23 protein-coding genes are annotated in these 24,122 nt (G+C 47.5%); 5 read left to right on the top strand and 18 right to left on the bottom strand.

The window, feature by feature from the left end; all coding sequences use genetic code 11:
• Nucleotides 1-158: 158 nt before the first annotated feature.
• Nucleotides 159-764 (bottom strand): signal peptidase I, encoded by a 606-nt coding sequence (lepB, locus tag MHH25_RS03485; RefSeq protein WP_340019171.1) that lies wholly within the window; start codon nucleotides 762-764, stop codon nucleotides 159-161.
• Between the two features lie 326 nt (nucleotides 765-1,090).
• The gene (locus MHH25_RS03480) at nucleotides 1,091-1,516 is read right to left on the bottom strand and encodes a GNAT family N-acetyltransferase (RefSeq protein ID WP_017690782.1); all 426 of its coding nucleotides are present in this window, start codon (nucleotides 1,514-1,516) and stop codon (nucleotides 1,091-1,093) included.
• Between the two features lie 420 nt (nucleotides 1,517-1,936).
• On the opposite strand from MHH25_RS03480, the gene MHH25_RS03475 reads away from it, so the two are divergent.
• Nucleotides 1,937-2,548 (top strand): superoxide dismutase, encoded by a 612-nt coding sequence (locus tag MHH25_RS03475; RefSeq protein WP_036614138.1) that lies wholly within the window; start codon nucleotides 1,937-1,939, stop codon nucleotides 2,546-2,548.
• A 136-nt stretch (nucleotides 2,549-2,684) separates the two neighbouring features.
• On the opposite strand, the gene MHH25_RS03470 is transcribed toward MHH25_RS03475, so the two are convergent.
• The 6 genes from MHH25_RS03470 to acpS all read right to left on the bottom strand — a co-directional run bounded on the left by MHH25_RS03470 (nucleotide 2,685) and on the right by acpS (nucleotide 9,391).
• A complete protein-coding gene (locus MHH25_RS03470) occupies nucleotides 2,685-4,406 on the bottom strand; it encodes a glycoside hydrolase family 3 N-terminal domain-containing protein (RefSeq protein WP_340019170.1) in 1,722 nt (573 codons plus the stop codon).
• Nucleotides 4,399-5,760, bottom strand: coding sequence for a glycoside-pentoside-hexuronide (GPH):cation symporter (locus MHH25_RS03465; protein WP_340019169.1), 1,362 nt, complete (start codon nucleotides 5,758-5,760; stop codon nucleotides 4,399-4,401). The genes MHH25_RS03470 and MHH25_RS03465 overlap by 8 nt, the downstream gene beginning before the upstream one ends.
• A gap of 3 nt (nucleotides 5,761-5,763) precedes the next feature.
• Entirely contained in the window at nucleotides 5,764-6,549 is a 786-nt protein-coding gene (locus MHH25_RS03460; protein ID WP_338707710.1) for a tyrosine-protein phosphatase, read from the bottom strand.
• 157 nt (nucleotides 6,550-6,706) lie between these two features.
• Nucleotides 6,707-7,387 carry a TetR/AcrR family transcriptional regulator gene (locus tag MHH25_RS03455; RefSeq protein WP_338707709.1) on the bottom strand — a complete coding sequence of 227 codons (681 nt, stop codon included), beginning with the start codon at nucleotides 7,385-7,387 and terminating at the stop codon, nucleotides 6,707-6,709.
• Nucleotides 7,388-7,598: 211 nt separating this feature from the next.
• A complete protein-coding gene (mutY, locus tag MHH25_RS03450) occupies nucleotides 7,599-8,963 on the bottom strand; it encodes an A/G-specific adenine glycosylase (RefSeq protein WP_338707708.1) in 1,365 nt (454 codons plus the stop codon).
• A 29-nt stretch (nucleotides 8,964-8,992) separates the two neighbouring features.
• On the bottom strand, nucleotides 8,993-9,391 hold the full coding sequence (acpS, locus tag MHH25_RS03445) for a holo-ACP synthase (protein WP_036614140.1): 399 nt from the start codon (nucleotides 9,389-9,391) through the stop codon (nucleotides 8,993-8,995).
• Between the two features lie 250 nt (nucleotides 9,392-9,641).
• Between acpS and MHH25_RS03440 the strand changes: the two genes are divergently transcribed.
• Nucleotides 9,642-10,457: an alpha/beta fold hydrolase gene (locus tag MHH25_RS03440; RefSeq protein ID WP_340019168.1), complete on the top strand. Its 816-nt coding sequence runs from the start codon at nucleotides 9,642-9,644 to the stop codon at nucleotides 10,455-10,457.
• A 161-nt stretch (nucleotides 10,458-10,618) separates the two neighbouring features.
• Here the strand turns inward: MHH25_RS03440 and nadE are convergent, their stop codons facing one another.
• From nadE to MHH25_RS03425, 3 genes are all read right to left on the bottom strand, one after another.
• Entirely contained in the window at nucleotides 10,619-11,428 is an 810-nt protein-coding gene (gene nadE / locus MHH25_RS03435) for an ammonia-dependent NAD(+) synthetase (protein ID WP_340019167.1), read from the bottom strand.
• Nucleotides 11,429-11,567: 139 nt separating this feature from the next.
• The gene (locus MHH25_RS03430) at nucleotides 11,568-12,002 is read right to left on the bottom strand and encodes a BrxA/BrxB family bacilliredoxin (RefSeq protein ID WP_017690788.1); all 435 of its coding nucleotides are present in this window, start codon (nucleotides 12,000-12,002) and stop codon (nucleotides 11,568-11,570) included.
• A 222-nt stretch (nucleotides 12,003-12,224) separates the two neighbouring features.
• Nucleotides 12,225-13,919: an ATP-binding protein gene (locus MHH25_RS03425; protein WP_340019166.1), complete on the bottom strand. Its 1,695-nt coding sequence runs from the start codon at nucleotides 13,917-13,919 to the stop codon at nucleotides 12,225-12,227.
• A gap of 195 nt (nucleotides 13,920-14,114) precedes the next feature.
• Here MHH25_RS03425 and MHH25_RS03420 point away from each other — a divergent pair, with 195 nt between their 5' ends.
• Nucleotides 14,115-15,383, top strand: a complete 1,269-nt coding sequence (locus MHH25_RS03420) for an NAD(P)/FAD-dependent oxidoreductase (RefSeq protein ID WP_036668236.1) — start codon at nucleotides 14,115-14,117, stop codon at nucleotides 15,381-15,383.
• A 143-nt stretch (nucleotides 15,384-15,526) separates the two neighbouring features.
• On the opposite strand, the gene MHH25_RS03415 is transcribed toward MHH25_RS03420, so the two are convergent.
• The 3 genes from MHH25_RS03415 to MHH25_RS03405 form a co-directional block, all read right to left on the bottom strand.
• On the bottom strand, nucleotides 15,527-15,910 hold the full coding sequence (locus tag MHH25_RS03415; RefSeq protein WP_127550857.1) for a hypothetical protein: 384 nt from the start codon (nucleotides 15,908-15,910) through the stop codon (nucleotides 15,527-15,529).
• 112 nt (nucleotides 15,911-16,022) lie between these two features.
• A complete protein-coding gene (locus MHH25_RS03410) occupies nucleotides 16,023-17,270 on the bottom strand; it encodes an ABC transporter permease (RefSeq protein WP_340019165.1) in 1,248 nt (415 codons plus the stop codon).
• A gap of 21 nt (nucleotides 17,271-17,291) precedes the next feature.
• Nucleotides 17,292-18,023, bottom strand: coding sequence for an ABC transporter ATP-binding protein (locus MHH25_RS03405; RefSeq protein WP_340019164.1), 732 nt, complete (start codon nucleotides 18,021-18,023; stop codon nucleotides 17,292-17,294).
• A gap of 186 nt (nucleotides 18,024-18,209) precedes the next feature.
• Here MHH25_RS03405 and MHH25_RS03400 point away from each other — a divergent pair, with 186 nt between their 5' ends.
• Nucleotides 18,210-18,503 carry an AbrB/MazE/SpoVT family DNA-binding domain-containing protein gene (locus tag MHH25_RS03400; RefSeq protein WP_340019163.1) on the top strand — a complete coding sequence of 98 codons (294 nt, stop codon included), beginning with the start codon at nucleotides 18,210-18,212 and terminating at the stop codon, nucleotides 18,501-18,503.
• 1 nt (nucleotide 18,504) lies between these two features.
• Nucleotides 18,505-18,897, top strand: a complete 393-nt coding sequence (locus MHH25_RS03395) for a type II toxin-antitoxin system death-on-curing family toxin (RefSeq protein ID WP_076329864.1) — start codon at nucleotides 18,505-18,507, stop codon at nucleotides 18,895-18,897.
• An 80-nt stretch (nucleotides 18,898-18,977) separates the two neighbouring features.
• On the opposite strand, the gene MHH25_RS03390 is transcribed toward MHH25_RS03395, so the two are convergent.
• From MHH25_RS03390 to MHH25_RS03375, 4 genes are all read right to left on the bottom strand, one after another.
• Entirely contained in the window at nucleotides 18,978-20,663 is a 1,686-nt protein-coding gene (locus MHH25_RS03390; RefSeq protein ID WP_340019162.1) for a hypothetical protein, read from the bottom strand.
• Between the two features lie 108 nt (nucleotides 20,664-20,771).
• Nucleotides 20,772-21,047, bottom strand: a complete 276-nt coding sequence (locus MHH25_RS03385; RefSeq protein WP_340019161.1) for a hypothetical protein — start codon at nucleotides 21,045-21,047, stop codon at nucleotides 20,772-20,774.
• A 47-nt stretch (nucleotides 21,048-21,094) separates the two neighbouring features.
• Nucleotides 21,095-22,444 (bottom strand): hypothetical protein, encoded by a 1,350-nt coding sequence (locus MHH25_RS03380; RefSeq protein ID WP_340019160.1) that lies wholly within the window; start codon nucleotides 22,442-22,444, stop codon nucleotides 21,095-21,097.
• Nucleotides 22,445-22,651: 207 nt separating this feature from the next.
• Complete coding sequence (locus MHH25_RS03375; protein WP_340019159.1) at nucleotides 22,652-23,983, bottom strand: MFS transporter; 1,332 nt, start codon at nucleotides 23,981-23,983, stop codon at nucleotides 22,652-22,654.
• Nucleotides 23,984-24,122 lie beyond the last annotated feature (139 nt).

The raw sequence follows: 24,122 nt of genomic DNA, 5'->3' as shown, positions 1-24,122 counted from the left end.
CTTCTTCCGACACTTATTCCGTAAATAGTGAACGCCCGCCTCACGGTAAGAGGACAGGCGTTAATTTCTATATATGCCTTACATACTTGAATTCAAACGGAACGAGTCTATATGGTTTAACGCAAAATGCAGTCTGAAGTTGTTGTCCTGTAAGCATTTTACAATTTCTTCAATTCAGAAAACGGCCAGAAAATAAATTCAGCCTTGCCTACAATCTGGTCGGATGTAATACTGCCAAACACTCGGCTATCCTTACTTTTGCCTTCATGACGATTATCCCCCATCACGAAGAAATGATCCGGCTCCAAGATGATTGGGCCAAAATCTGGGTCCTGCACCTCAATATCGGTGTACGTTTCCGCTTGTTGCTCGCCGTTCACATATAGATGGTGATCCCTAACTTCAATTGTATCTCCCGGAAGTCCAACGATCCGTTTCACCAGAAAATCCTTCTTCTCCACACCTTCGCTTGGATCACGAAGTACAATCACATCTGATCGGGAAGGATTACCCAGATGGTATACGATTTTGTTGACGAAAAGGCGATCTCGCTCAACCAGTGTCGGCTGCATGGACTGTCCCTTGACCATTGACAGATTAAACACAAACAGGTTCAGCAGCATCATAATTACAAAAGCAACAACAATCGTTTTGACCCAGTCCCACAGCTCGACAACCCAGAATTTCCCCGGTTGTTCAGGCTTTGACGGTTCATTACGTTGCTCGGAAGTCACATGTTCCATTGAATGATTATTGGAATTCAAAGGGACACCTCATTTATTAAATAGTTGAATTAAACTTGTAACATGGTAACCATACTCCCTTTCAGTCTACTTCATTTGGGAGAGTGAAACAATTGGTTATGAGCACCAATACCTTGGTTATCGTGAATACAGCCGGGATAGTCAGGGTGATTTAAATAGAATTCAGGGACTCCGAAGCATGTTCAGAAAATGAGGAAACCAGAGGAATATGACGTGAAGAACACTCATATAAATAGAAAGGCACATCCCTCACGTTCTTACACGTTAAAGAGATATGCCTAATATGAAATGAAAATCTTTTTTTTATTTCTTTTTAAACATGCAAACTAAGCTTTGGACAAAATACTAAGAGTCTGGAAAGCGCTCATAATCTGATTGGCACCGTAACCCATTGCTTCATATAGAGGCATGGCTACTTTGTTGTGCTCATCACCCGCCACCCATACTTGGCTGACTTTACGCTGCTGGAACCGCTGTTCCATAGCCTCGACAAGTGTTTTGCCGACTCCACGGCGACGATAGTCTGGATGTACCGCAATACGGTAGATACAACCCTGGTTGTGATCAATCGTACCGATCAAAGCGCCTACGAGGTCTCCCTCTTCTTCCGCAACCATGATCAGGTCAGAATCCCATGACAATTGACGGGCAAACGGGCCCATCGTGTTCTCATAACACTCTTCCGATAGTGCAACCTGGAGAAGCTCCGTCATCTGGCTTGCATCACTCAACTGAAAGGAACGAACGTGCATGTCTTAAATCTCCCTTTTCGTTAGCTTAGATGAGGTTTTTTACAAAAAGGGAATCCCTTTTTACCAAAAACCCAATGTTCATATAATGACAAAAAACGAGAAAATACCGCTTCTTCGTCAATTAAACCATACTTTTCTCCATAAAACACGCATTTTCTTTTGAAAGCGCTTAATTGTAACCGTTTACATACGAATATTAAACTTTTAATCTATTTAAACGCCTGAAAACACATAAATAGTTGCATAAAGGGTAAAATATGTTTGTTATCTCTGGCCCATCATTAGATCAACGCCTCGGGGGACTTAATAAACAAAAATGTTGCTTAATTAGCTCGAATGCGGTTTAATATTAGTGGCAAGGGTATTATTACATATGTACCTGTTTTCAAAAAAACCTAAAATCTCAGGAGGTATTTCATTATGACTTTTCAATTACCAGCACTTCCTTACGCTAACGACGCACTGGAACCACATATCGATGCAAAAACGATGGAAATCCACCACGATCGCCATCACAATACTTATGTAACTAACTTGAACGCAGCTCTGGAAAGCGCTCCTGAACTGCAAGAAAAAAGCTTGGAAGATCTGATTGCTAACCTTGACAGCGTACCTGAAGGCATCCGCACAGCGGTTCGCAACAATGGTGGTGGACATGCTAACCACAGCCTGTTCTGGGAAATCATCGGACCTAACGGCGGCGGCGCTCCTACAGGCGATATCGCAGCAGCTATCGATAGCGAACTGGGTGGCTTTGATAAATTCAAAGAAGATTTCGCTAAAGCAGCTACAACTCGCTTCGGTTCCGGCTGGGCTTGGCTCGTAGTTGGTAAAGATGGCAAGTTGTCCATCACTAGCACACCTAACCAAGACAGCCCTCTCTTCGAAGGTCTGACTCCGGTTCTGGGTCTGGATGTATGGGAGCACGCTTACTACCTGAACTACCAAAACAAACGTCCTGACTACATCGCCGCTTTCTGGAATGTAATCAACTGGGATGAAGTGAACAAACGTTACGCTTCTGCAAAATAAGACGTTTTCACCGCAATTTTGAACAAACCATTAAGGATCTGAAATAAATCGCCCCCTCAACATTCATTATTCTCCTGCCTGGATGAATAACCAATGTTTAAGGGGGCTTTTTTGGGTGATATCCTCTTCAGCAGAATTAAAGGCGGGCGTCCCAGCTTCCGCAATACGGGTCCACCGGACTGATGCCTTCAAAAGGGGTTTCCCCTATCAGCTTACTTACAACGGCTCGTACCGTATCCTCGCTGGCTGAGTATGCATTAATAAATACCTTTGCTCGTGGAACATCATATAAATGATACGGGTTCGCAAAGGATACAAACACCGTTGGCAGTTCTTGGATAAACCATGGCAGATTCTCAATGAAGGGTTCAGACCACTCTAGCCGAATCGAAGGTTTGAGGCTAGAGCTTGGCATATTCAAGGCGTAGATTACAAGATCGGTGCGTTGACGAACTGCCTCCACACTTTCCATGAACGCCGCATGTTGCTGCCGTCCCGGTTCGAATAATGTCACCTCAAATCCCTGCTCTCTAAGATGCTTCGTCATTGTATCCGCGATTGTTGAAGAATAGAAGCCCTCATTTTTCAATAGGGAACTGTTCGATTCAACTGGGACGAGTAACACACGCTTCGTAGAGATAGGGTGGAGTGGCAGTATAGCGTCTATATCCTTCACCAGTGTAACCGCTTTGTCTGCCGCCTCCTTCGCCCACTCCCGATGCTCTGCGCATCCAATAACGGATAATGCACCCTTATGCGGGACGAGCGCTTCACGGGGCTGCTTATGAAGACCAAGCGAGGCTTTCAAAGCTAGAATTCGTGTCACCGCCTCATCCAATCTCTCCAACGTTAACTGTCCCGATTGAATGCCCTGGTACATATAACCTATATCTTCCCTGACATCTCGTGTAAACAAAAACATGTCACAGCCCGCTGCAATACATTGCGGAACCGCCTGTTCTCTCGGTAATGCCATCGTAAATCCGGCCATCATTGTTGAATCGGATACAATTAGGCCTTGGAAGCCAAGCTGTTCCCGGAGCAAACCTACCAATAGTTCCCTGGATAGGGTTGCTGGCATAATCTCTTCATCGCGCAGCTTGGGATTCAGCTTTTTTGAATAGGCGGGAAGACGAATATGACCAGCCATAACCGTCTTGGCCCCCTCTTCAATCAAACCCTTGTATACCTGCCCAAAGGTTGTATCCCATTCCTCTATGGTAAGGGTGTTTACCGATGTCAGCAGATGTTGGTCCCGACCATCAACCCCATCCCCTGGAAAGTGCTTCACCGAAGCTGCAAGCCCATGAGCCTGCAACGATTCAGTATACGCCTGAGACATGACAAGTACCGTATCGGCGTTTGAACCGAAGGTGCGGGTGTTCGTGACCGGGTTGCGGAAGTTCAAGTCAATATCAACCACAGGAGCAAAGGACCAATTACAGCCTACAGCCTTGCCTTCGCGGGCCGCAATCATGCCGAGACGCCGCGCCATCTCCGGTTCACCCGTCGCTGCTACCTGCATGTTATTAGCAAATACAGTGCCGTCTATGGCAATTCCGCCCCCTCCGTTTTCCAGATTGGCTGCAAGCAGCAGCGGAATCGTTGACCGTTCCTGAAGATAACGATGGACATCCGCAATGGACTCCTTGTCTTCTGGACGAAACATGAATCCCCCCGGCTGTATATCCTCCAGGAAACGATCCAGCATGTCTCTGTGCCCAGATATTCCGTGCATGCAAAATAACTGTCCTACCTTCGCCTCAAGGGTCATCTCTCCAAGTGTACCCTCCACCCATTGAATATCCCCTTCGTCCAAGTAAAAAGGATTGCCTCGTAAAAGGTTATAATTAAGCACCAATGACGCCTCCTTCTCCCTCATCAAACCGGGATTTGTCTGCCGCTGTCCGGCGCAATTTAATATCAATCAATATCTGGTCATAGAAAGGCTCCGTCAGCTTGTATTTCAGGAAAGGCAAAGCGGCAAGAATCATAAGAACACCGGGAATTACACTGAAAAACAAGCCGATTGAGGTCACCGTACCGGGAGACTGTGCCTGATTTGGAACATAACCTGTCATAGCCAAAGCAAATGCTCCAAGGGACCCGCCCATTGCATCGGCAAACTTGGATCTAAATGTATTTGTCGAGAAAATGGTAGCCTCTGCCCGGTCTCCTGTCCTCCACTCGCCATACTCCACCGTGTCAGCAAGCATGGATGACATGGCAATTAGTGACATACCAATCATCAATGTTCCAAGGATGGACCATACGAATAGCATCGTCACTCCATGCCCAAACAAAAACAGCAAAATATATGACAGACCAAATCCGATGTTTCCGACAACTGCCGTATTACGCTTACCTATTTTCTTCATCACTACGATAGAGAGGAAGGCACCTGCCAAGATAGGCACAATGCTAACCGCTGTATAAAGGGCGATTAAGTTCTCCTTATGAAGAACGTATTTGAAATAGTAGATCGAAAAGGCACTGCGTAGGTTCATGGTCATATCAACAATAAAGAGGGATAGTAACAGCATAAGCAGGGGTACATTGCTGCGCAATAAGGTCCATGCAGCAGCAATTTTGAAAGTTTCTTTCCTAGGAGTATGAATTTTTTCCTTAACCGTGAAAAAGGTCAACCACATGCACAGCATACATACCCCACTAAAAAGAAGGGCAGGAACAGTCCATGATCCCGTTGCCTTCACCAGCGGAATCGTTAAAGCACTGGAAACTATTGCACCAATAATCGCCATAATGCGTGGAACGACAACAACCTTGGTTCGTTGCCGAGGATCGTCGGTAATTACGGCGGTCATGGACCAATAGGGCACATCGAGAAAGGTATACGCTATGCTCCATACGGCATAAGTAACAAAGGCATAGATCAGCTTGCCGTGGTCGCTCAGATTAGGTTGCATGAACAAAAACAGCGTCAGCACCGTCAAAACTACCGGAGTAAACAGCAGATAGGGTCTGAACTTCCCCCATCGTGTATGAGTATTATCCATAAAAATGCCAAACAACGGGTCAGCAAATGCATCAATTACCCTTACAACTAATAACAATACACCGGCGGAAGCAGCCGCAATGCCCAAATAATCCGTATAAAACATTAACAAGTAGCTGACCGTGAGTGTATAGAGCATATTTTGGCCAAGGCTTCCCATCCCGAAAGAAATGGCCGTCTTCATGGATACCTTCATCGCTTATTCGCCTGCCTCTTGTTCGATTAGATACCAGGCTTGCAGTTGTTCACGCTCTAAATCGCTGACCCCTAGACCTTCCAGCAAATAATTGTCCGTAGAACCGTATACCCGAACTATTTCATCAATGGCAGCCCTTAAATATTCAGGCTTAATTCCCATGAAGCTTTGAATGAGGGATACATGCTCGGGGTTCTGTACTACTTCCTTGATTTGATCTATCCATTTTCGGTTAGCTTCTTGCCGATATTGAGACGACTTCATATAATCTTCCATAATCGTCTCGAGAGGAGCATCAAGGAGTAGGAGAATGATAGCCGAAGCGAAGCCAGTGCGATCTTTGCCTGCCGTACAATGCCAAAGTACCGGACGCCCCCCGGACTGAAGGATTGTGCGAATAAGCAAACGATATGCTTGTTTCGATTGTTCATCCGTTACGAATTGCTTATAAACTCCCAAGAGAGGGTCCTCTGTCAAGCGGTGATTCATTAGAGCAGGCAGAAGCTGATCCAGGCTCTGTACGGCAACAGCCCCGCCCAATGCCGGATTGCTGAACATCTCCACACCTTCGATCGGCGGGTTAGGATGCTGCTCCTGTTCTTCCTTTGAACGCAAATCACAGATAAAAGACAGCCCCAAATTTTGCAGATATCGTATATCCTCCAGGCTCAAATCAGAAATTTCGCCCGAACGATACAAATGGTTGGTCTTTACCACTTTTTTACCCTGATTCACAGGGTAACCGCCTAATTCTCTCAAATTAATACGATGCATTAGATCCTGATTCATATGTTTTAATAGGCTCCCTTCAAGTGGTTAACTAATAGTAATTATATATTAACAGGCAGTTAATACCCTTAATACTAAAGAGCTAATGTTAACTGCGTATTATCGTATTATTGATTATTTGTAAAAGAAAAATGGCATCCATTAAGGATGCCACCGATCATTGAAAACGTGAATTCGATTGTAAATAAGCAATAATCATCGCAGCCATCTCATGAAGCACCCGTTCTGGATCAACCTTCTGATCAAGGTGCAGCAACTCGCCCCGCAAAGCCATGCGCTGGAGGGTCGCATTCACAACATTACTGATCATTGCCGTAGCCACATCTACATCAATTTCTGGGCGAATGGAGCCGTCAAGCTGGCCCTCCTCCAGCCATTTGCTAAATGGGGCCTTGTCCTGATGAAGATAGCTACGGTATCTTTGCTCAAGCTCTGGCGTCGAATAATTATCCTTATAGCGTGTATCAAAAACGGCGATAAATTGATTGCGCTGCTTGTGTTCTTCAAAATGCAGCAGTATGTAGTCAAACATTGCCTGAAATTTCATTAATCCATTTACCGTTGATGGAACGTGATCATTCATCGCAACCTTAAATTGCTCCAGAATGCGAATCTGGATCTCAAAAATAATCTCATCAATGGATTTAAAGTACTTATACAATGTTACCCGGCTAATGCCACACCGCTCCACAATGTCCTGGATGGTGACTTTTGAAAATTCCATCTCCATATAGACCGCTTCCGCAGCCGCTATGATCTCTTCCTTTCGTTTGCCGCGATGTTCATCCAACTGTTTTCTCCAGCTATCGTTCATGAATTCACAGCCCTCTCTCTCCATTCTAATTCATCCCGAGTCTGCCATCTGTTTGGCTTCCACCCTCGCCTCGATAATTGTACACTGTCTGTGACCAGCATATTAGAGAAAAGACGTGACTGGGTTGATCATAAATGGCGACCAAGACTCCAGCACACGTCTCATACTTACAAAAAGGAATATAAGGAACAGAATAAACTCAGATTCTCCATCCTGCTCGTTAGCCCCTTCCCATTCAGGGATTTATGTTGTCGTAGTTACCTGCAAAGTATTGACTGATTAGCTTCAGGAAGATATTCGGGAATGCCAGCTTGTCCATATCTTCCGGACCGATCCAGCGGTAGGTCAAGCCATCGCCTTTACCTGTCAGTGTCGGCGTGCTCAGCGCTAGGTCACTAACATCAGATGGTGCCAACATCTCTCCATCGTTAAGCGATGTTGAGATGTTCTGCGCATTAGGCGTGCCTGGCTCCGATGGATGCATTGTGTCTGACTCAGGTGACACAGCTGATAATGAGGCTGTGCCCTCCCTTGTTGCCGCCTGTGCATCGTAGGCGGCTCTGGCTTCCGCTGCGATCAGCGGAAGCTCACTGCTCTGGTCCTGCTCGGTACACTTGTACACCTGCAGGCTCCAGACAATGTGGCTGAACACATGCTCCGCATGGGTAGCCAGCCCTTCCGGGCGGGCAGCGAAGCCTTCCGCCCACAGACTGCCGGCCAGCAATGCCATGGCCGGCTCATCCGCCAGCGGCGCCGCCTTCTTGCTGGCTGCGGCGGGCGCCGCGAGCACATGCGGCAGCTCCCACATGCGGGCCAGCAGGCCCGTGTCTGGGCGCTGGCGCACAAGCACTTGGCCGCGATGAGCACCGCGGCCCTCCACAATCGCGACCAGCCGCTGCTCAGGGCGCGGCGGCTTCGCCTTGGTCTTGACCGGCAGTGTAAGCTCTCTTCCGGCGATGCGGCCGGAACATTGCTCCATGACCGGGCAAGTCAGGCAGTGCGGCGCTTTGGGTGTACACACCAGCGCGCCAAGCTCCATCAGCGCCTGATTGAAATCACGCGCCCGCCCTTCCGGAATGAGCTCTCCTGCGAGCTCTTCCATCAACACCCGGGTGCTGCCCTTCATAATGTCCTCATCGATGAGGAAGTATCGGGACAGTACCCGCATGACATTGCCATCTACCGCAGGTTGCGGCTGATTGAAGGCAATGCTGAGAATGGCCCCGGCAGTATACGGGCCCACCCCTTTTAATGCAAAGACAGCCGGCTTGTCCTGCGGCATCTCGCCTCCGTGCAGCTCCATGACTTGTCTCGCAGCTGCCTGAAGATTACGTGCACGGGAGTAATAACCGAGTCCCTCCCAATTTTTCAACACATCCTCTTCGGGTGCCTCCGCTAACGCTTGCACGGTCGGGAAATTTCCGATAAAACGATTGAAATACGGAATTACCGTATCTACCCGAGTCTGCTGAAGCATAATCTCCGATACCCATGTAAAATACGGATTGTTGTGGCGACGCCACGGCAAATCCCGTCGGTTGACCATATACCAGTCCAGCAAATTCACGCTGAAATGTTGTTTCTGTTCCTGTAAACCCATATTTCCGTCCTCTCCTATTGCCAAGCTAACTACTTTTCCATCTGTTCCACGATCGCAAAGGCCGCTGCCAATTCCGTCTGATGTGTAATACTCAAATGAATGTCATATTGCTTATCATATGGCAGCTGCAGACGTTCCCAGGCTTGACTGGACAGCGAGGCCACGGGACGTCCTGTCCCATCAGGCAGCACCTCAATGTCAGTGAAGCCCATGACACCACCAATACCGCAGCCAAATGCCTTAGACACCGCTTCTTTCGCTGCAAATCGACCGGATACAAACTCCGTCATCCGCTTCCCTCGACGAACCGCGATCTCCCGCTCTGCTGGCGTTAAAATTCGTTTTATGAAAGCTTCCGCATGGCGACCGGACAGCAGCTTCCGCATACGTCCAATCTCCAGCACATCATTGCCTATGCCATATATCATCAACGCTTCACCCGCTTAATCTTTTATACTGTAAGAGGTTATTCAAAAAGTCCCATCTTCTCGGTACTGAAAACCGCTCTTTTTGAACCTTCATTGTAAAAGATCTCCATTCAATCACATGATCCGTAACTCTCCGAACACGTATTCTATTGTAGCAGGAGGGACGATCAGAAGCGAGTACCTATCCGCATTACCATATATGCTAAAATATGAATCAGGAATCGTCTGAAATTCTTAGGAGGTCTGAATAATGCCCATAACTTTTGAATTGCCCACTGACGTAGATGCGATCATTCGCGGAGACTTTTTCCCTGCACAACAACCCGCTCAAGGTGTCATCATTCTGGCTCACGGATACAAAGGCTTCAAAGACTGGGGCATGTTCCCCTATGCAGCTGCACAGCTAAGCCAGACGCATCATGTGCTGACCTTTAATTTCTCTCACAACGGTATCGGCGAATATCTGGAGCAATTCTCTGAACTTGAAAAGTTCGCAGTGAATACCTACAGCAGGGAGCTTGCCGATCTGGCCCTGGTATTGGAACATGTGGCTACACAACCTGAACTCACTGGACTTCCTGTATACCTGGTTGGTCATAGCCGTGGTGCGGGCGTAAGTCTCGTCTATGCACTGGATCATCCCGAGCAGGTGGCAGGTGTCATCTCCTGGAATGGCGTAACCAATCTTGATCTCTTCACAGCGGAACAAAAAGAAGAAATGCGTACACATGGCCGCAGCCATGTCGTTAACGGACGAACAGGCCAGCAGATGCCACTGGACGTGGCTATTCTGGAAGACCTGGACAAGCATCACAAACGTTACGCTATCATTGATCGCTTGGCTTCTTCACCTTTGCGAGTCGCACTCATTCAGGGAACAGAAGATCCACAGCGTCTGCGTGACGGTTCTGCCGCACTGGTTCAAGCCCGCCCTGATATCCCATGGCACCAGATTCCAGAAGGGAACCACACCTTTAATACGGTACATCCATTTAAAGAAACCACTCCGCAACTGGAACAAGCCATCACCCAAACCCTGCAACAGATCAAAGACTGGAATAGCTAACTCATCTTTAATATAGTAGTTACCTGGATTTTTACTGTTTCTCGTTCCACATAACAAAAAGAGTCACTGCGTGAGCAGTGACTCTTTTTGCATTCCCTAAGAGGGACGTTATTTCAATGTTGGTGTTAACAGCTTATAACGATCATGCTCATCCACCCGTATTAGATACCAGGAATGGCATTGCGTTTGTGATGTGTGCGCGTATAGAACGCTTCAAGGCGCTCTTGTGCAGCAGGATCGATCTGTTTGCCTTCGAGATAGTCGCTGTTCGCTTCATACGAAATTCCCAGCTCATCTTCGTCCGTCTGACCTTCCCACAACCCTGCCGATGGTGCTTTGTCCAAAACAGCCTGTGGCACGTTCAGATATGCTGCCAACTGGCGTACCTGACGTTTGTTCAGGGTGCTCAGTGGTGTGATATCCACAGCACCGTCGCCCCATTTGGTATAGAAGCCTGTAATGGCTTCAGAAGCGTGATCCGTACCTACAACGAGCAGGTTCTCTTCAAACGAAAGCGCATATTGCATAACCATACGAGTTCTCGCTTTGACATTACCTTTGCCTTGGTGAGTCATATGACGTGGGCTACCCAAGGATTTGAAACCTTGCTCCACTTCCAGCGCAATCTCGTTAACTGCATCTTCGATATTGGTTTCCACGACATGCTTCAGATCGTATGCTTTGGCTACAGCGTAGCTGTGGTCGATATCGGATTGTTCACCATAAGGTTGGAACACACCAAGCGTTTTGTACTCATGGTTGTTCTCTTGCGTAAGCTCGTCCGTCGCTTTTTTGCAAAGCGCCGTAGCCACTGCACTGTCAATACCGCCGCTGATCGCAATCAGCAAACCCTTGGCACCCGCATTTTTCACATACGTCTTCAGAAAATCAACACGCTTGCGTACTTCCTCTTCTTCATTAATGCTTGGTTTAACCTTCAATTCAGCGATGATCTGTTGTTGCAAACTCATCGTTCACACACCCCGTTTCTAAATGAATGAAATTTGATGTCCAGCTTGAAAGGTCCGAATGGTTCAATAACCTTATCTATCCAAAATGAAACGCCCCGGCATCGGTGATCCGAAGGGCGGGGCGTTCTATTGGAGCGAATTAACGGCAGTAACGGTCAAATGCACTTTTGAGATCAGCCGCAATATCCTCTGCAGAACGGTCTTCCACTTGATGACGCTCGATAAAGTGAACGAGTTCTCCGTCTTTCATCAGAGCGATGGACGGTGAAGATGGAGGATACGGAGCAAAGAATTCACGTGCTTTTGCAGTTGCTTCTTTGTCCTGACCAGCAAATACAGTGTACAGGTGGTCCGGTGTAATATCGTGCTGCAGTGCTTGGGACACACCTGGGCGACATTGACCTGCGGCACATCCGCATACAGAGTTAATGACAACCAGCGCTGTTCCTTTTGCATCAGGAAGACTTGCTTCCACTTCTTCAGGAGTACGCAACTCCTGAATTCCTAGACGAGTTAAATCATCCCGCATCGGTTGAACCATATCTTTCATGTATTGATCAAATGACATCGACATTCGGTTTCACTCCTTATAAATGGTTGTTCTATGATCTCGATAAAATTAAAGGCCAATAAACTCTCCAAAACAACGTTACATTCATATCGAACATTATGGATGTAATGATGTGCTATTCCTATTATACATCCATAAGCAATGAAAGCAAGATTCAGAAACCGCCTGCGGAAAGGCTTCTTCCATAATATTATGTCTCAATGTCTGGCAAAATATGCTGAATGACTAACGTTCAAATGCCACTTTGAAGGTCGTGCCCTGTCCTTCCTCCGATTCCACAGTAATGGTTCCATTATGTCGTTCCACAATACTTAGGCACATGGACAATCCAAGTCCGGTTCCCTTGGCTTTTGTGGTATAGAAAGGTTCAAACAGCTTTTCCTTCTTCACTCTGGGTAGACCAGGCCCTGTGTCACGTACACACAGTTCCACTTTGTCATCGACTATCCGCGTCTCCAGCGTAAGCACGCCCTTCTCATTCATGGCTTCCATCCCGTTACGGGCCAGGTTCAACACCACCTGTTTGATTTCCTTAGAATTGAGATGCAGCTTTGGCACATTATGGGCCAACATGAGTTCAATACTCTGACCACGTAGGTTCGCATCCGCCCATAACAACGGACTGAGTTCATGTATGATATCGTGCAGCTGGGATTCTTCTTTCTCGGCAATACGATTCTGAGCCAAAGACAAGAAATCATTAATGATACTGTTGGCCCGGTCCAGCTCTTCCAGAACGATCCGGTAATAGTGATCGAGGGAATCAGGACTCTTTTCCTGCATGAGTTGAAGAAAACCCCGCACAACCGCCATTGGATTACGCACCTCATGCGTAATGCTTGCAGCCATCTGCCCCACCAGACTAAGACGATCCACATTATCCAGTTCACTTCGCAACATCTCAAGCTCCGTGATATCCTGGATGATCAGCATGGCTCCTGTAACTTCTCTCGCAGACTCTGTTGAAAAGGCATAAATCGGTACGGTTCGGGATTGAAATACGTATGCACCGTAACGAACGGTCAACCCACTAATCTCACCATGAACGACGGCTCTGCGAATGCTTTTATCCATCTTGTCCGCCTGACCTTGTTCAACAAATTGACTGGCAGGCTGTCCAATGAGGTCAGGCGTGGAGGTACAAGGTAGCTGCTCCCTTGCCGTTTGCTCCATCATCTCATTGACAAACATCACTGTGCCTTGTTTATCTACGGTGGCAATGGAGAGAGGCACTGCGTTCAGAATCTGATGAAGTTTCTCCGTTTCGGCTATGTATCGCTGGTGGACTTCCGAGAGATGCTGTTCCAGCCCGCGATAGTGCTTCATCCGTTCCAGCCATAGCAGACTCAGACTGCCCGCAACAATGGCTCCAGCGGTATATCCAAGTGCTGTAAGTATCATGTAGGTCGCAGAGTATGTGGATTCATTCTGGAGGGATGCGATCCATAACAGACTCGTTACAATCAGTTCCATTGTAATCAGGATGATGAGGATCGCCATTTTGCGTGAAGGTGTATTATGCTTGAATCGTTTGGCAGACAACCATACAATAGGATAGAGAAGAATGCCCGTATGAAGGAGAAATCCGTACAGATCATAGGGATGCGCAAAAAGAAAATAGAAGAGAATATGTAGAATGGACAGCGTTAGGCCTATAGCGGACTTACAATACAAAATAACAAGTATCACAGGTACGATGCTTAATGATATGGGTACGGCCACCGGGCTTGCATAGAGAGCAAACAGCAGACACAATAACATGCTCAGGGCACTTGTCACAGCAAAACTGGTATGAACAGTTCCGGCATGTTCCATTCTAGCAATAGCCCGCTTGGAGAGTACCAGACGGAATAAGGGAATCAGAAATACCGCCGACCCTGCCAGCAGTACTTGTAAAAGCATGTCCTTTAACGCAACCACAATGCCATCTCCTCCTCTGCCTGCACATTCCCTCATGTATTTCTGATTAAAACATAGGCGACAGTATATTACAATATATCCCTTAAGACTGCACAATAGAACTGCTCATAACTCCATTATATTTCAGAAAAAGCCAGGAGTAGACACATTTTTCGTAAAACAGACAAAATCAATGAAAAAAGAGGGTAATAACATATGTATGATGTCATTGTAATTGGTGGTGGATCTGCGGGCCTGATGGCTTGCGTTGCTGCTGCCGAGCATGGAGCCTCCGTGCTTCTGCTGGATAAAGGAGATCAACTGGGTCGTAAACTCGGCATCTCTGGCGGAGGTCGATGCAATGTAACCAATGCCAAGGAAACGGATGAACTCATCCGACATATTCCGGGTAATGGACGCTTTTTATATAGTTCGTTTCAAAATTTGGACAACCAGGGAATCATGCGTTTCTTCGAGAATCTCGGAATTGCCCTGAAAGAAGAAGACAACGGCAGAATGTTCCCTGTAACCGATAAAGCGAAAACAGTTGTGGATGCGCTGGTTGGCAAAATTGTCTCCCTCGGCGTTGAGATTCGCACCAAAGAACCGGTCAAGGAAATTATTCAGAATGGTCAGCAGATACAAGGTGTTAAATTGATATCCGGTAAAACCATTCTTGGGCGCTCTGTCATCATCGCTACCGGCGGCAAGTCCGTACCCCAAACGGGATCTACCGGAGATGGTTATCCTTGGGCTGAGGCTGCGGGTCACACGATAACGGAGTTATATCCGACCGAAGTGCCCATTGTGTCTGGAGAGAGTTGGATTCAGTCTAAAGAACTGCAAGGTTTGTCTTTAAGGGATATCGCTCTATCCGTAGTAGATGCCAAAGGAAAAACAGTCATCTCTCATCGCGGGGATATGATCTTCACGCATTTTGGCGTGTCAGGACCGGTTGCACTGCGCTGCAGCCAATTTATCCGCAAGGTTCAGATGAAGTCTGGAAACCCACAGGTCATTATGAGCATTGATCTGTTCCCGGAACTGTCCTTAGGTGCATTAGAAGCACAGGTGCAACAAGTATTGGAACAAGAGTCCCGCAAAGCTGTCAAAAATATTTTAAAAACATGGGTTCCTGAACGTATGATTCCCTTAATGATGAAACGGGCAGAGATCAGCGATGACCTCACGTTCCACCATTTCCCCAAAGGTATGTTAAGCAACTTGTGTGGGCTAATGAAAGCTTTTACCTTCCGTGCAGACGGAACAAGATCGCTCAAAGAAGCCTTTGTTACTGGGGGAGGAATCCACTTAAAGGAGATATACCCAAAAACAATGGAATCCAAGCTGCTGCCTGGACTATTCTTTTGCGGTGAAGTTTTGGATATTCACGGCTACACCGGAGGGTATAATATCACCGCTGCATTCTCCACGGGATATACGGCTGGCATGCATGCGGCTGAATATAAACACGTTACATCATAATAGTGTATTACACCTTTTAACCCGATAATGAATTAGCTCAGATGCCAAAAACCCCGATATCCACTATTGTGGACGATCGGGGTTTTTGGGCATTGTTCCATTTTAGAAAAATTGGCTCGAACTGCTCTTAGCTTGTGATGCTCCTATGCTTTCACACTGCCTGAGAATCCATCAGCCGAATCATCGTATGTTGGGTCATCGCTATAGTTATGTCTGCCTTGCTCCGTCTGGCTTCCCTGGTTTTGGCTCGCATAACCCTCATTCCAGTCTTCATTCACGAGATGAGCCGGAATCGATATATTCTGAAACTGATCCAGCTCTTCCGTTTGCGAGGCAAATACGGCACTTCCTCCATGAGATTGTACAATCTCTACGGCAGACTGAGGATCTTGGCGATCTGTAGGGATGTACAGTTCCAGCGGCCCGGACTGATACGGCTTATATCCCAACTCCTCCAAGGTTGCCCTGGCGGCATTCAACGCTGAATCGTCTGAGAAGTGCACCTGTAGTTCGCTATTATCCATCATCGTCTCTTCCTCCTTGCTACAGCTAATCTCTCATCATCCATAGATGAGATTCTTCTTCTATAGCATGGTCAGTTATAGCGCACGATATGCTCCGAATTAGAAAGGAATTCCTTTAGCCCCGGGTCAGCCGGACCCATCCGGCAATAGATAAGACACAGAGTCCGAAGGCCACCGCACCTGCAGCTGTCAGAATACCCACGATCCAGCCGAGCCAGGCCAACCCCAGCGTGAATCCCATAAGAATACCAATCGGGATGAACAACATCCGAACCATCATTGAACCTGCAAGATGCAGCGCCTCCGTGTCATACGTTATAAGCTGAACATAGTCGGACGTGGCAAAAACATCCCAGGAACGATAAAACATCACCGTCAACATGATGATTAATAACGCACACACAATGACATTGACCGGAAAAGGTGGTAATGCAACTGCTGCGATGGATAGTCCGCCAAGCTGCAGATACAATTTCATCGTGGCCGAGTTTCGGAAAAATGCCTTGAATGCAATCTCCGCTGTCCGATTCGCGATGGAACGATTACGTAACAGTTTACGCGGTTTACGGAAGATGATGGACCGTGTTCGTGGGGCTTTCGGCTTGCTCACCGCCCGGCTTAACATTAGAGCTGGAAGCTGCAGCCTGCTCCGCAGATCCTCCCGCACATCCCCTTCAAACGTTCCCTTCATCAATAGCCTCATCTGTCCAACTGTAATTAGAAGAAGCATGATAATTACGATTCCAAAACTGATTTTCCACGTCTGTCCATGCATCCATGATGTCGCATGAATGGTCATGTAACCCATGCCAATGACGAGAGGGATCATCTGAATCCAGCGTCGCCATCCTGTATATCGAACCTTTGTCATATGTAGTGTTATGACTTGGAATGAAGCTACTGCACCAAACCAGACAGCCATAAGTGCAATCTGGAGATTCGACATCTCATATACACGGGACCACAGGGGTGCGGTCAGCGCTGTAATCAGGATCATTTTGCCCAGATGTTGCAGACAGGACCGGTAGAGCCCTTGCCTCATTAACGTGCGCATCCACAACGGCCTTGATTTCAAAAACAATACATCCGCTTCCTCCACAAATATCAACACACCCCCGGTAAGCATAACGACGTCAATCAGCCCAGTCAGTACGGGGAGCGGTAATCCTGTCGCCCATGCAGGCAGTGATTTGGTCCACAGACTCGTGTACCATCCAATCAGATAGAGCAGACCCGGAACAAGCAGGTATACCCACACTGTCCAATCCACGACGAGTCTGAGATTTTTCATCTGTTCCTTGAAATGCTCTTTGCGTCTTCGTCTGTATAAACGAAGTGGGGTATAACGGTGGGAAGTTTCCATTCTCTCTCACCCTCTCTCTATCTAAGACGTCAGTACATCGAAACAGTCAAACAAAGAGGCTTCCGGCAATCCTGCCGCTTCACGGATCTCATCCAATGTTCCCTCGGCAGCCGATCTGCCCGAAGCAATCAGAATAAACCGGTCGCAGATTCGTTCAGCGGTATCCAGTACATGCGTAGACATAAGCACACCCGCGCCGCGGCGACGTTCATCATCAAGTAATTTTAGAAAATCCTTGGTTGCACGAGGGTCCAGTCCGATGAACGGCTCGTCCACAATATAGATATCCGGTGAAGACAGAAATCCGATCATCAGCATCATTTTCTGCCGCATGCCCTTTGAGAAACTGGCTGGAAGATCATTCCGAACATGGTCCATACCGAAACGAACCAACAGTTCCTCCGCTCGGGCAACAAAAGCTTCTTCCTCCATTTCATACGCCGCTGCCGCCAGATCAAGATGTTCCCATAAAGTCATATATTCATAAAAAACCGGTTGCTCCGGGATATAGGCATAACGACCATCTCCCCCAATCGTCACTTCATAGTTCGCATGTTCCAGCAGACCAAGAAGCGTTTTGATTGTGGTACTTTTGCCCGCACCATTGGGTCCGATAATACCTACCAGCTCTCCTCGCCCCACATTCATTCGAATATTGCGTATGGTCGATTGTCCCGGCTCGTATCCTGCCTCTGTAATATGTACGTCCAATATGGACTCCTGTACTTCCGTACTGTTATATTCCGTTCCCATATCATTCACTCCCTGTTCTGATCAGGCGTTTATTTCATTCTTTATGTTTTATTGTAATCGAGTTGCGGGTTGTATGTTTGATCATTTTGAAGCACAAACCATGTTATAATGTTATTACATACTAATATTAATACATACAAATGTATTACTTTCATAAGTTGGATCATACTATAGGAGGAATATATCATGAATGGTGGGGCTCAGATGAAAGAGGAGCATTCCAAAAAAAAAATTCTTTCTCGCAAAATAGGCAAAATGGGAAACAGCTTGGGCATTAGCTTGCCTAAGGTTTTAATTGATAAGCTCCATGTTTCTCAGGGCGATGAGATTGAATTTATTGAAAACAGTCAGGGAGAAATTGTACTAAAAAAGGTTAAACAAATGAAAATACCCGAAAATGTAAGACCCGAAGTACTGGAAGCCTTCTTCGACGTTTTCGAAGAAGATGAGGATATCCTTAATGATTTAAGGGATCGTTAAGATGACCATATTCCTTTCCATTGAAGAAGTAGTAGCCGCTCACCATTTTATGATGAAGAAGATGAATGATACAGCACAAGCTGGGATTAAGGATTCTGCTCTGTTGGATTCTGCGATAAATAGACCTCTCCAAAGTTTGTTTGGAGAGGATGCCTACCCTTCCATATTTGATAAAGCTACTGCCTTATTAGAGTCATTGGTTAAAAACCACTGTTTCTATAACGGAAATAAACGTACAGCTTATCTTGTAACCAAGTCCTTTCTGCGAGTGAATGGCTACCATTTGCAGATGGAACGTAAATATGCCGTAGAATTTATGGTCAACATTGCCGAAGGCAAGTATACATTTGAAAAGATAGTGCGCTTATTAGAAGAACATTCAGAAGAACGCTAACTCATATGTCGTAACAATGCAAAAAAAGAAGCAGGGGTTCCGGAGTCCCTGCTTCTTCATATTAAAGTGAAAATCTCATATTACCGATTTGTTTCCACCACGGAAGTAGTTTCACTCTCTGCATCCACGTTCAGACCGAGATCCAAGGCTCCACGGCTTTCGCTCGCGTAGTTGCTGTTTACGTTACGCTCACTGTCTTTCACGCTGTGGTTGCTTTCAGTTTGAGTCATCGTTGCACCCTCTCCTTCTGCTTTCGCGTTCAGACCCAGATCTAGTGCTCCACGGCTTTCACTCGCATAGCTACTGTTCGTGTTACGCTCGCCGTCTTTCACGCTGTTAGTGCGTTCAGATTGAGCCATCGTTGCACTCTCTCCTCCTGCTTTTGCGTTAAGATCTAGATCCAGTGCTCCACGGCTTTCGCTCGCATAGCTACTGTTCGTGTTACGCTCGCCGTCTTTCACGCTGTTAGTGCGTTCAGATTGAGCCATCGTTGCACTCTCTCCTTCTGCTTTTGCGTTAAGACCTAGATCCAGTGCTCCACGGCTTTCGTTCGCAGTGCTACTGTTTACGTTACGCTCACGGTCATTCACGTAACTGTTGCGTTCGGATTGAGCCATCGTTGCACTCTCTCCTTCGGCATTCACGTTCAGACCGAGACCCAGCGCTCCACGACTTTCGCTCGCATAGCTGCTGTTAGTGTTACGCTCGCTGTCTTTCACGCTGCTGTTGCGTTCGGATTGAGCCATTGTTGCACTCTCTCCTTCAGCTTTTGCGTTCAGACCCAGATCCAGCGCTCCACGGCTTTCGCTCGCATAGCTACTGTTCACATTACGCTCGCCGTCTTTCACGCTGTTAGTGCGTTCAGATTGAGCCATCGTTGCACTCTCTCCTTCTGCTTTTGCGTTAAGACCTAGATCCAGTGCTCCACGGCTTTCGTTCGCAGTGCTACTGTTTACGTTACGCTCACGGTCATTCACGTAACTGTTGCGTTCGGATTGAGCCATCGTTGCACTCTCTCCTTCGGCATTCACGTTCAGACCGAGACCCAGCGCTCCACGACTTTCGCTCGCATAGCTGCTGTTAGTGTTACGCTCGCTGTCTTTCACGCTGCTGTTGCGTTCGGATTGAGCCATTGTTGCACTCTCTCCTTCAGCTTTTGCGTTCAGACCCAGATCCAGCGCTCCACGGCTTTCGCTCGCATAGCTACTGTTCACATTACGCTCGCCGTCTTTCACGCTGTTAGTGCGTTCAGATTGAGCCATCGTTGCACTCTCTCCTTCTGCTTTTGCGTTAAGACCTAGATCCAGTGCTCCACGGCTTTCGTTCGCAGTGCTACTGTTTACGTTACGCTCACGGTCATTCACGTAACTGTTGCGTTCGGATTGAGCCATCGTTGCACTCTCTCCTTCGGCATTCACGTTCAGACCGAGACCCAGCGCTCCACGACTTTCGCTTGCATAGCTACTGTTCGTGTTACGCTCGCCGTCTTTCACGCTGTTAGTGCGTTCGGATTGAGTCCATGTTGCACTCTCTCCTTCTGCTTTTGCGTTCAGACCCAGATCCAGTGCTCCACGGCTTTCGCTCGCATAGCTGCTGTTCATATTACGCTCGCCGTCTTTCATGCTGTTATTGCGTTCAGATTGAGTCCATGTTGCACTCTCACCTTCGGCATTCACGTTCAGACCGAGATCCAGCGCTCCACGACTTTCACTCGCATAGCTGCTGTTTACGTTCCGATCATCGCCGCCTCGTGAATAGTCGCTCATCGTTGTACCTTCTCCCGACACATTGGCATTCAGGCCAAGGCCCAGCGTGCCAGAACTGTTACGCTCAGCAGTGTGATTGGAAGAACGATCATTGTATCGGTTTATGCTCTATGAGGATAAGCCGGCATTAAGGCCAAGATCCAAATTCAATGCTCCAGTTGCACTGGATGAACCTCCGTAGCTACCATGGTTTCCGTAACCTGTGTCACGGTGTCCTGACAGAAGAGATCCCAGTTCCAGGCGCAAACCTGCATTTAGATCCAGATTGCCACTGCTGTTATTGCTATAGCTATCTGCGTAAGTTGCCTGCGAAGCTCCCAGCAATCCAGCTACCAACGTACCCGACAATACCGACAATTTTACCCAACGATTCACTTTTTTCATGATTATACACTCCTTCTCAATTTTGGTTGAATTAACGCCATTGTTGCCTATGAGAAAGAGGTATATTGCGGCGGCCGCCCAGGTGGTGCCTGTGACCATTGACTGAACCCATCGAGCCGTTCCATTCGGAAAGCAAAATCGTAATCTGGCGTAACCAGACCCGTTGTTGCTCCCGGAAGTGCAGCGGCTGGAGCGGTTGCTCCACCTCCAGTTACACCGGACGAACCGGAGCTTGTCCCTGCGGAAGCATTAGCTGCTCCGGGAGAAGTTACTGCAACAGACCAACTGGTTGGTCGTTCTGTGCGAGGTTGCAATGGAGATGTTGCATCATCATCATCTGGTTTCAGATCGGCTTCCTGGTTACTCTGCACTTGTTCAGTGACAGCTGGGTCAGCAGATGTCTCATCTACGAGGAATAACTCGTTACCTGGCAAACCTGCATTAACATCCGAATCCTGCGTCAGATCGGTTCCTTCCACAGATAATGCCTGCGGGACAGCAGGTTGTTCTGGACGTACTTCTGGTTCCGTGGTGACCTCCACCACTTTGCCCGTAACCTGTACTGCGTCCTGTCCTTCCTCGTTGTTCTGTGGTGAAACAGGATCTGCGAGTGCACTCGTATTGGAAGTTTCAACATTCGGTGTTTTGACGAGCGTCGGCTTTTCCGGAGTGATTACAGGCGGTTCCGGCTTCACACTTGGAATCTCCACCTTTTCCTGATCAGGATTGAGCTCAGCGGATACGTCTACAACTGGAACTTCTGCTTTCACAGATGGCAGCTGGACATTTCCCTTACTCAGATCCACACGGGATGAGGAGATATTGACGGAAGTAACTTCAGGTACATCCACCTTCACGGAAGGCAATTCAACCTTACCCTGCCGAAGGTCTGTTTTCACAGCAGACGTCTCTGCTTTGATAACCTCCGGTACCTCTGCGGTAACGCCAGGCAAGGAAGCTGTACCATCGTTCAGGTTCACCTGACTGCTTGATACATCGGCTTTGATCACCGGTGTATCCGCCTGTACAGACGGCAGTTCGACGGTTCCCTTCTTCGCATCAATCCCAATCTCTGATGTTCCGGCCGATCCAAGCGGTGTATCTACTTTCAGCTCAGATACACTCAGCTTACCTGTCGATTCATTCGCTTTGATCGATGGAACTTCAACATCCAGTAGTGGTGTGGATACCGATACCGACGGAGTCAGGTTCAACCCGCCATCCGAATCACGTGAAAACAAACTGAGCGACAATCCGCTGGAAGGTTTTTCAGAAGATACCTGAGCCTCGTCTGCGTATACATGTGACGATCCAAACCCCAGCATCAAAGTCCCGGCAAGTATTGCCAGTGGTATGCTTCCAAGACGCACAATCGATTTTGGTAACTTTACATTCAAGTTGCTTCACCCCCTTTCAGCTAATGCGTTGGTGGGACAATTCATATGAGTTTTCCCCTAGGAATAATTAGAATACAGGGATTTCTGCCTGTTCCTCATTAAACGTGAAGGCGTTTACTCAAACGCTTTCCGATCATAAACTTAAAATTTGAAGTAAATTCAAATCTTCATTTTAACTGTTCTAACCTGAGCAGATCCGGCCTGTTTTCAGTCACCTGCAATCATGGTCTTGGCTGCAATGGAGCCATTCAGATCGGCTTTTTCCCCGCTACGTTTCATCAAATAAATCAACCCAAGCAGGGTCAGCAAAATGCCTGAACAGACAAAAGCCGGCACTACACCAAATGAGGTGACCATAAATCCGCCTACCACCGGGCCCATAATATTACTGGCTGTCATCACGCTGCCTACCGTTCCAAATACCCTGCCTGTCATCGCCTCAGGTGTCTGTTCCTGCAACAGGATCTGAAAGGGGACAATTGCAAACCCAATTCCGACACCTGCCAGGGCAAAGAGGGATACTAACAACAGATTGGCACCTAGCCCGGCGTGCGGCCAAATCCCAACAATAACTCCGGCTCCGCCGATAACCAGACCCATGAGTGTGGTACCCAGACCCATTTTCAAAACATGCCCTGCATGCTTCCACTTCCGTACACTCATCGCTGCAATTAATGTACCTGCGCCACTTGCTGCCACGCACCATCCCAGCAGATCAGTTGAAATTCCGGGAAGTTGTCTGAATAACACCACAGTCTGTGAATCGGCAAATTGCAGAAAAAGTATGGCTGAAGCAAGCAAAATCAGAGACGTTCCTACATGAGGGAGAGATGCAAGCATGCGGATACCCTCCAGTGTTTCTTTCCAAAAAGATCCTTTTGAGCGGTTGCGAACATCCCCAGCTGGCTCTTCCTCTACTTCTGTTACGTTATGAATTGCGGTTTGGATCACCCGAGTTCCAGGAATCCACAATAAAATGATGCCGGAGATCAGAAAAGACGCTGAATCGAGAACAAAACACCAGGTAATTCCAAAGGCGGCTACCAAAAGTCCGCCAAGCGCTGGACCAATAATTTTGGACATCTGTTCGATCACCGAGCTGATGGATACAGCTTGGGCAAGCTGTTCGCGAGGTACAATTTCCTTCAGCTTTCCGTTTTTGGCCGGAGAGAAGATTACATCAAACAGGGATTTGAGGACAAGCAGTATGTAGACGTGCCAGATCTGGTCAGCAAAAATTAACGCACCCACGATGATAATCCGTGCACCATCAGCTACAATCATCAGCCATTTTCGGTTCAGGCGATCTGCAAGTGTGCCTGCGAATGGCCCTGTCAACAGAATGGGTAGTGCTGCGGAAAGTGTGACAAATGTAATCTCCCATGGCGTTGCATTCCAGCGGATACCCACGAGGGTCAGAATTGCGAGTAGATGCAGCCAATCACCCAGATTGGAAATGCCCTGTGCCACCATCAATGTTACAAAAGATCGGTTATTCTTCAGCGGTCGTTGTCCTTCAAACGTTAAATCACTTGCCATCCTTCTTCTCCTCCATTATCTTCCAATTTATAGTATGAACTCATTATATAGAGCAACCCTTGACTCGACCTCCTGCCAGAGGCGGAGAAAAAGCGACATCTGAAGGATGATTTTTCAGCATGATGAATGATCAAATTTT

The sequence above is a fragment of the Paenibacillus sp. FSL H3-0457 genome, from assembly GCF_037981725.1.
In the GTDB taxonomy this organism is placed as follows: domain Bacteria; phylum Bacillota; class Bacilli; order Paenibacillales; family Paenibacillaceae; genus Paenibacillus; species Paenibacillus amylolyticus.
The sequence above is the reverse complement of the archived record's forward strand: the minus strand, read 5'-3'. Positions and strand labels throughout refer to the sequence as shown.

Bases quoted from the DNA above. Each gene is read 5' to 3' on its own strand.
- MHH25_RS03480 (WP_017690782.1), bottom strand. From the start codon at position 1,516: ATGCACGTTCGTTCCTTTCAGTTGAGTGATGCAAGCCAGATGACGGAG.
- MHH25_RS03475 (WP_036614138.1), top strand. From the start codon at position 1,937: ATGACTTTTCAATTACCAGCACTTCCTTACGCTAACGACGCACTGGAA.
- MHH25_RS03465 (WP_340019169.1), bottom strand. From the start codon at position 5,760: ATGAAGGTATCCATGAAGACGGCCATTTCTTTCGGGATGGGAAGCCTT.
- MHH25_RS03460 (WP_338707710.1), bottom strand. From the start codon at position 6,549: ATGAATCAGGATCTAATGCATCGTATTAATTTGAGAGAATTAGGCGGT.
- MHH25_RS03455 (WP_338707709.1), bottom strand. From the start codon at position 7,387: ATGGAGAGAGAGGGCTGTGAATTCATGAACGATAGCTGGAGAAAACAG.
- mutY (WP_338707708.1), bottom strand. From the start codon at position 8,963: ATGGGTTTACAGGAACAGAAACAACATTTCAGCGTGAATTTGCTGGAC.
- acpS (WP_036614140.1), bottom strand. From the start codon at position 9,391: ATGATATATGGCATAGGCAATGATGTGCTGGAGATTGGACGTATGCGG.
- MHH25_RS03440 (WP_340019168.1), top strand. From the start codon at position 9,642: ATGCCCATAACTTTTGAATTGCCCACTGACGTAGATGCGATCATTCGC.
- nadE (WP_340019167.1), bottom strand. From the start codon at position 11,428: ATGAGTTTGCAACAACAGATCATCGCTGAATTGAAGGTTAAACCAAGC.
- MHH25_RS03430 (WP_017690788.1), bottom strand. From the start codon at position 12,002: ATGTCGATGTCATTTGATCAATACATGAAAGATATGGTTCAACCGATG.
- MHH25_RS03420 (WP_036668236.1), top strand. From the start codon at position 14,115: ATGTATGATGTCATTGTAATTGGTGGTGGATCTGCGGGCCTGATGGCT.
- MHH25_RS03415 (WP_127550857.1), bottom strand. From the start codon at position 15,910: ATGATGGATAATAGCGAACTACAGGTGCACTTCTCAGACGATTCAGCG.
- MHH25_RS03410 (WP_340019165.1), bottom strand. From the start codon at position 17,270: ATGGAAACTTCCCACCGTTATACCCCACTTCGTTTATACAGACGAAGA.
- MHH25_RS03405 (WP_340019164.1), bottom strand. From the start codon at position 18,023: ATGGGAACGGAATATAACAGTACGGAAGTACAGGAGTCCATATTGGAC.
- MHH25_RS03400 (WP_340019163.1), top strand. From the start codon at position 18,210: ATGAATGGTGGGGCTCAGATGAAAGAGGAGCATTCCAAAAAAAAAATT.
- MHH25_RS03395 (WP_076329864.1), top strand. From the start codon at position 18,505: ATGACCATATTCCTTTCCATTGAAGAAGTAGTAGCCGCTCACCATTTT.
- MHH25_RS03390 (WP_340019162.1), bottom strand. From the start codon at position 20,663: ATGAGCGACTATTCACGAGGCGGCGATGATCGGAACGTAAACAGCAGC.
- MHH25_RS03385 (WP_340019161.1), bottom strand. From the start codon at position 21,047: ATGAAAAAAGTGAATCGTTGGGTAAAATTGTCGGTATTGTCGGGTACG.
- MHH25_RS03375 (WP_340019159.1), bottom strand. From the start codon at position 23,983: ATGGCAAGTGATTTAACGTTTGAAGGACAACGACCGCTGAAGAATAAC.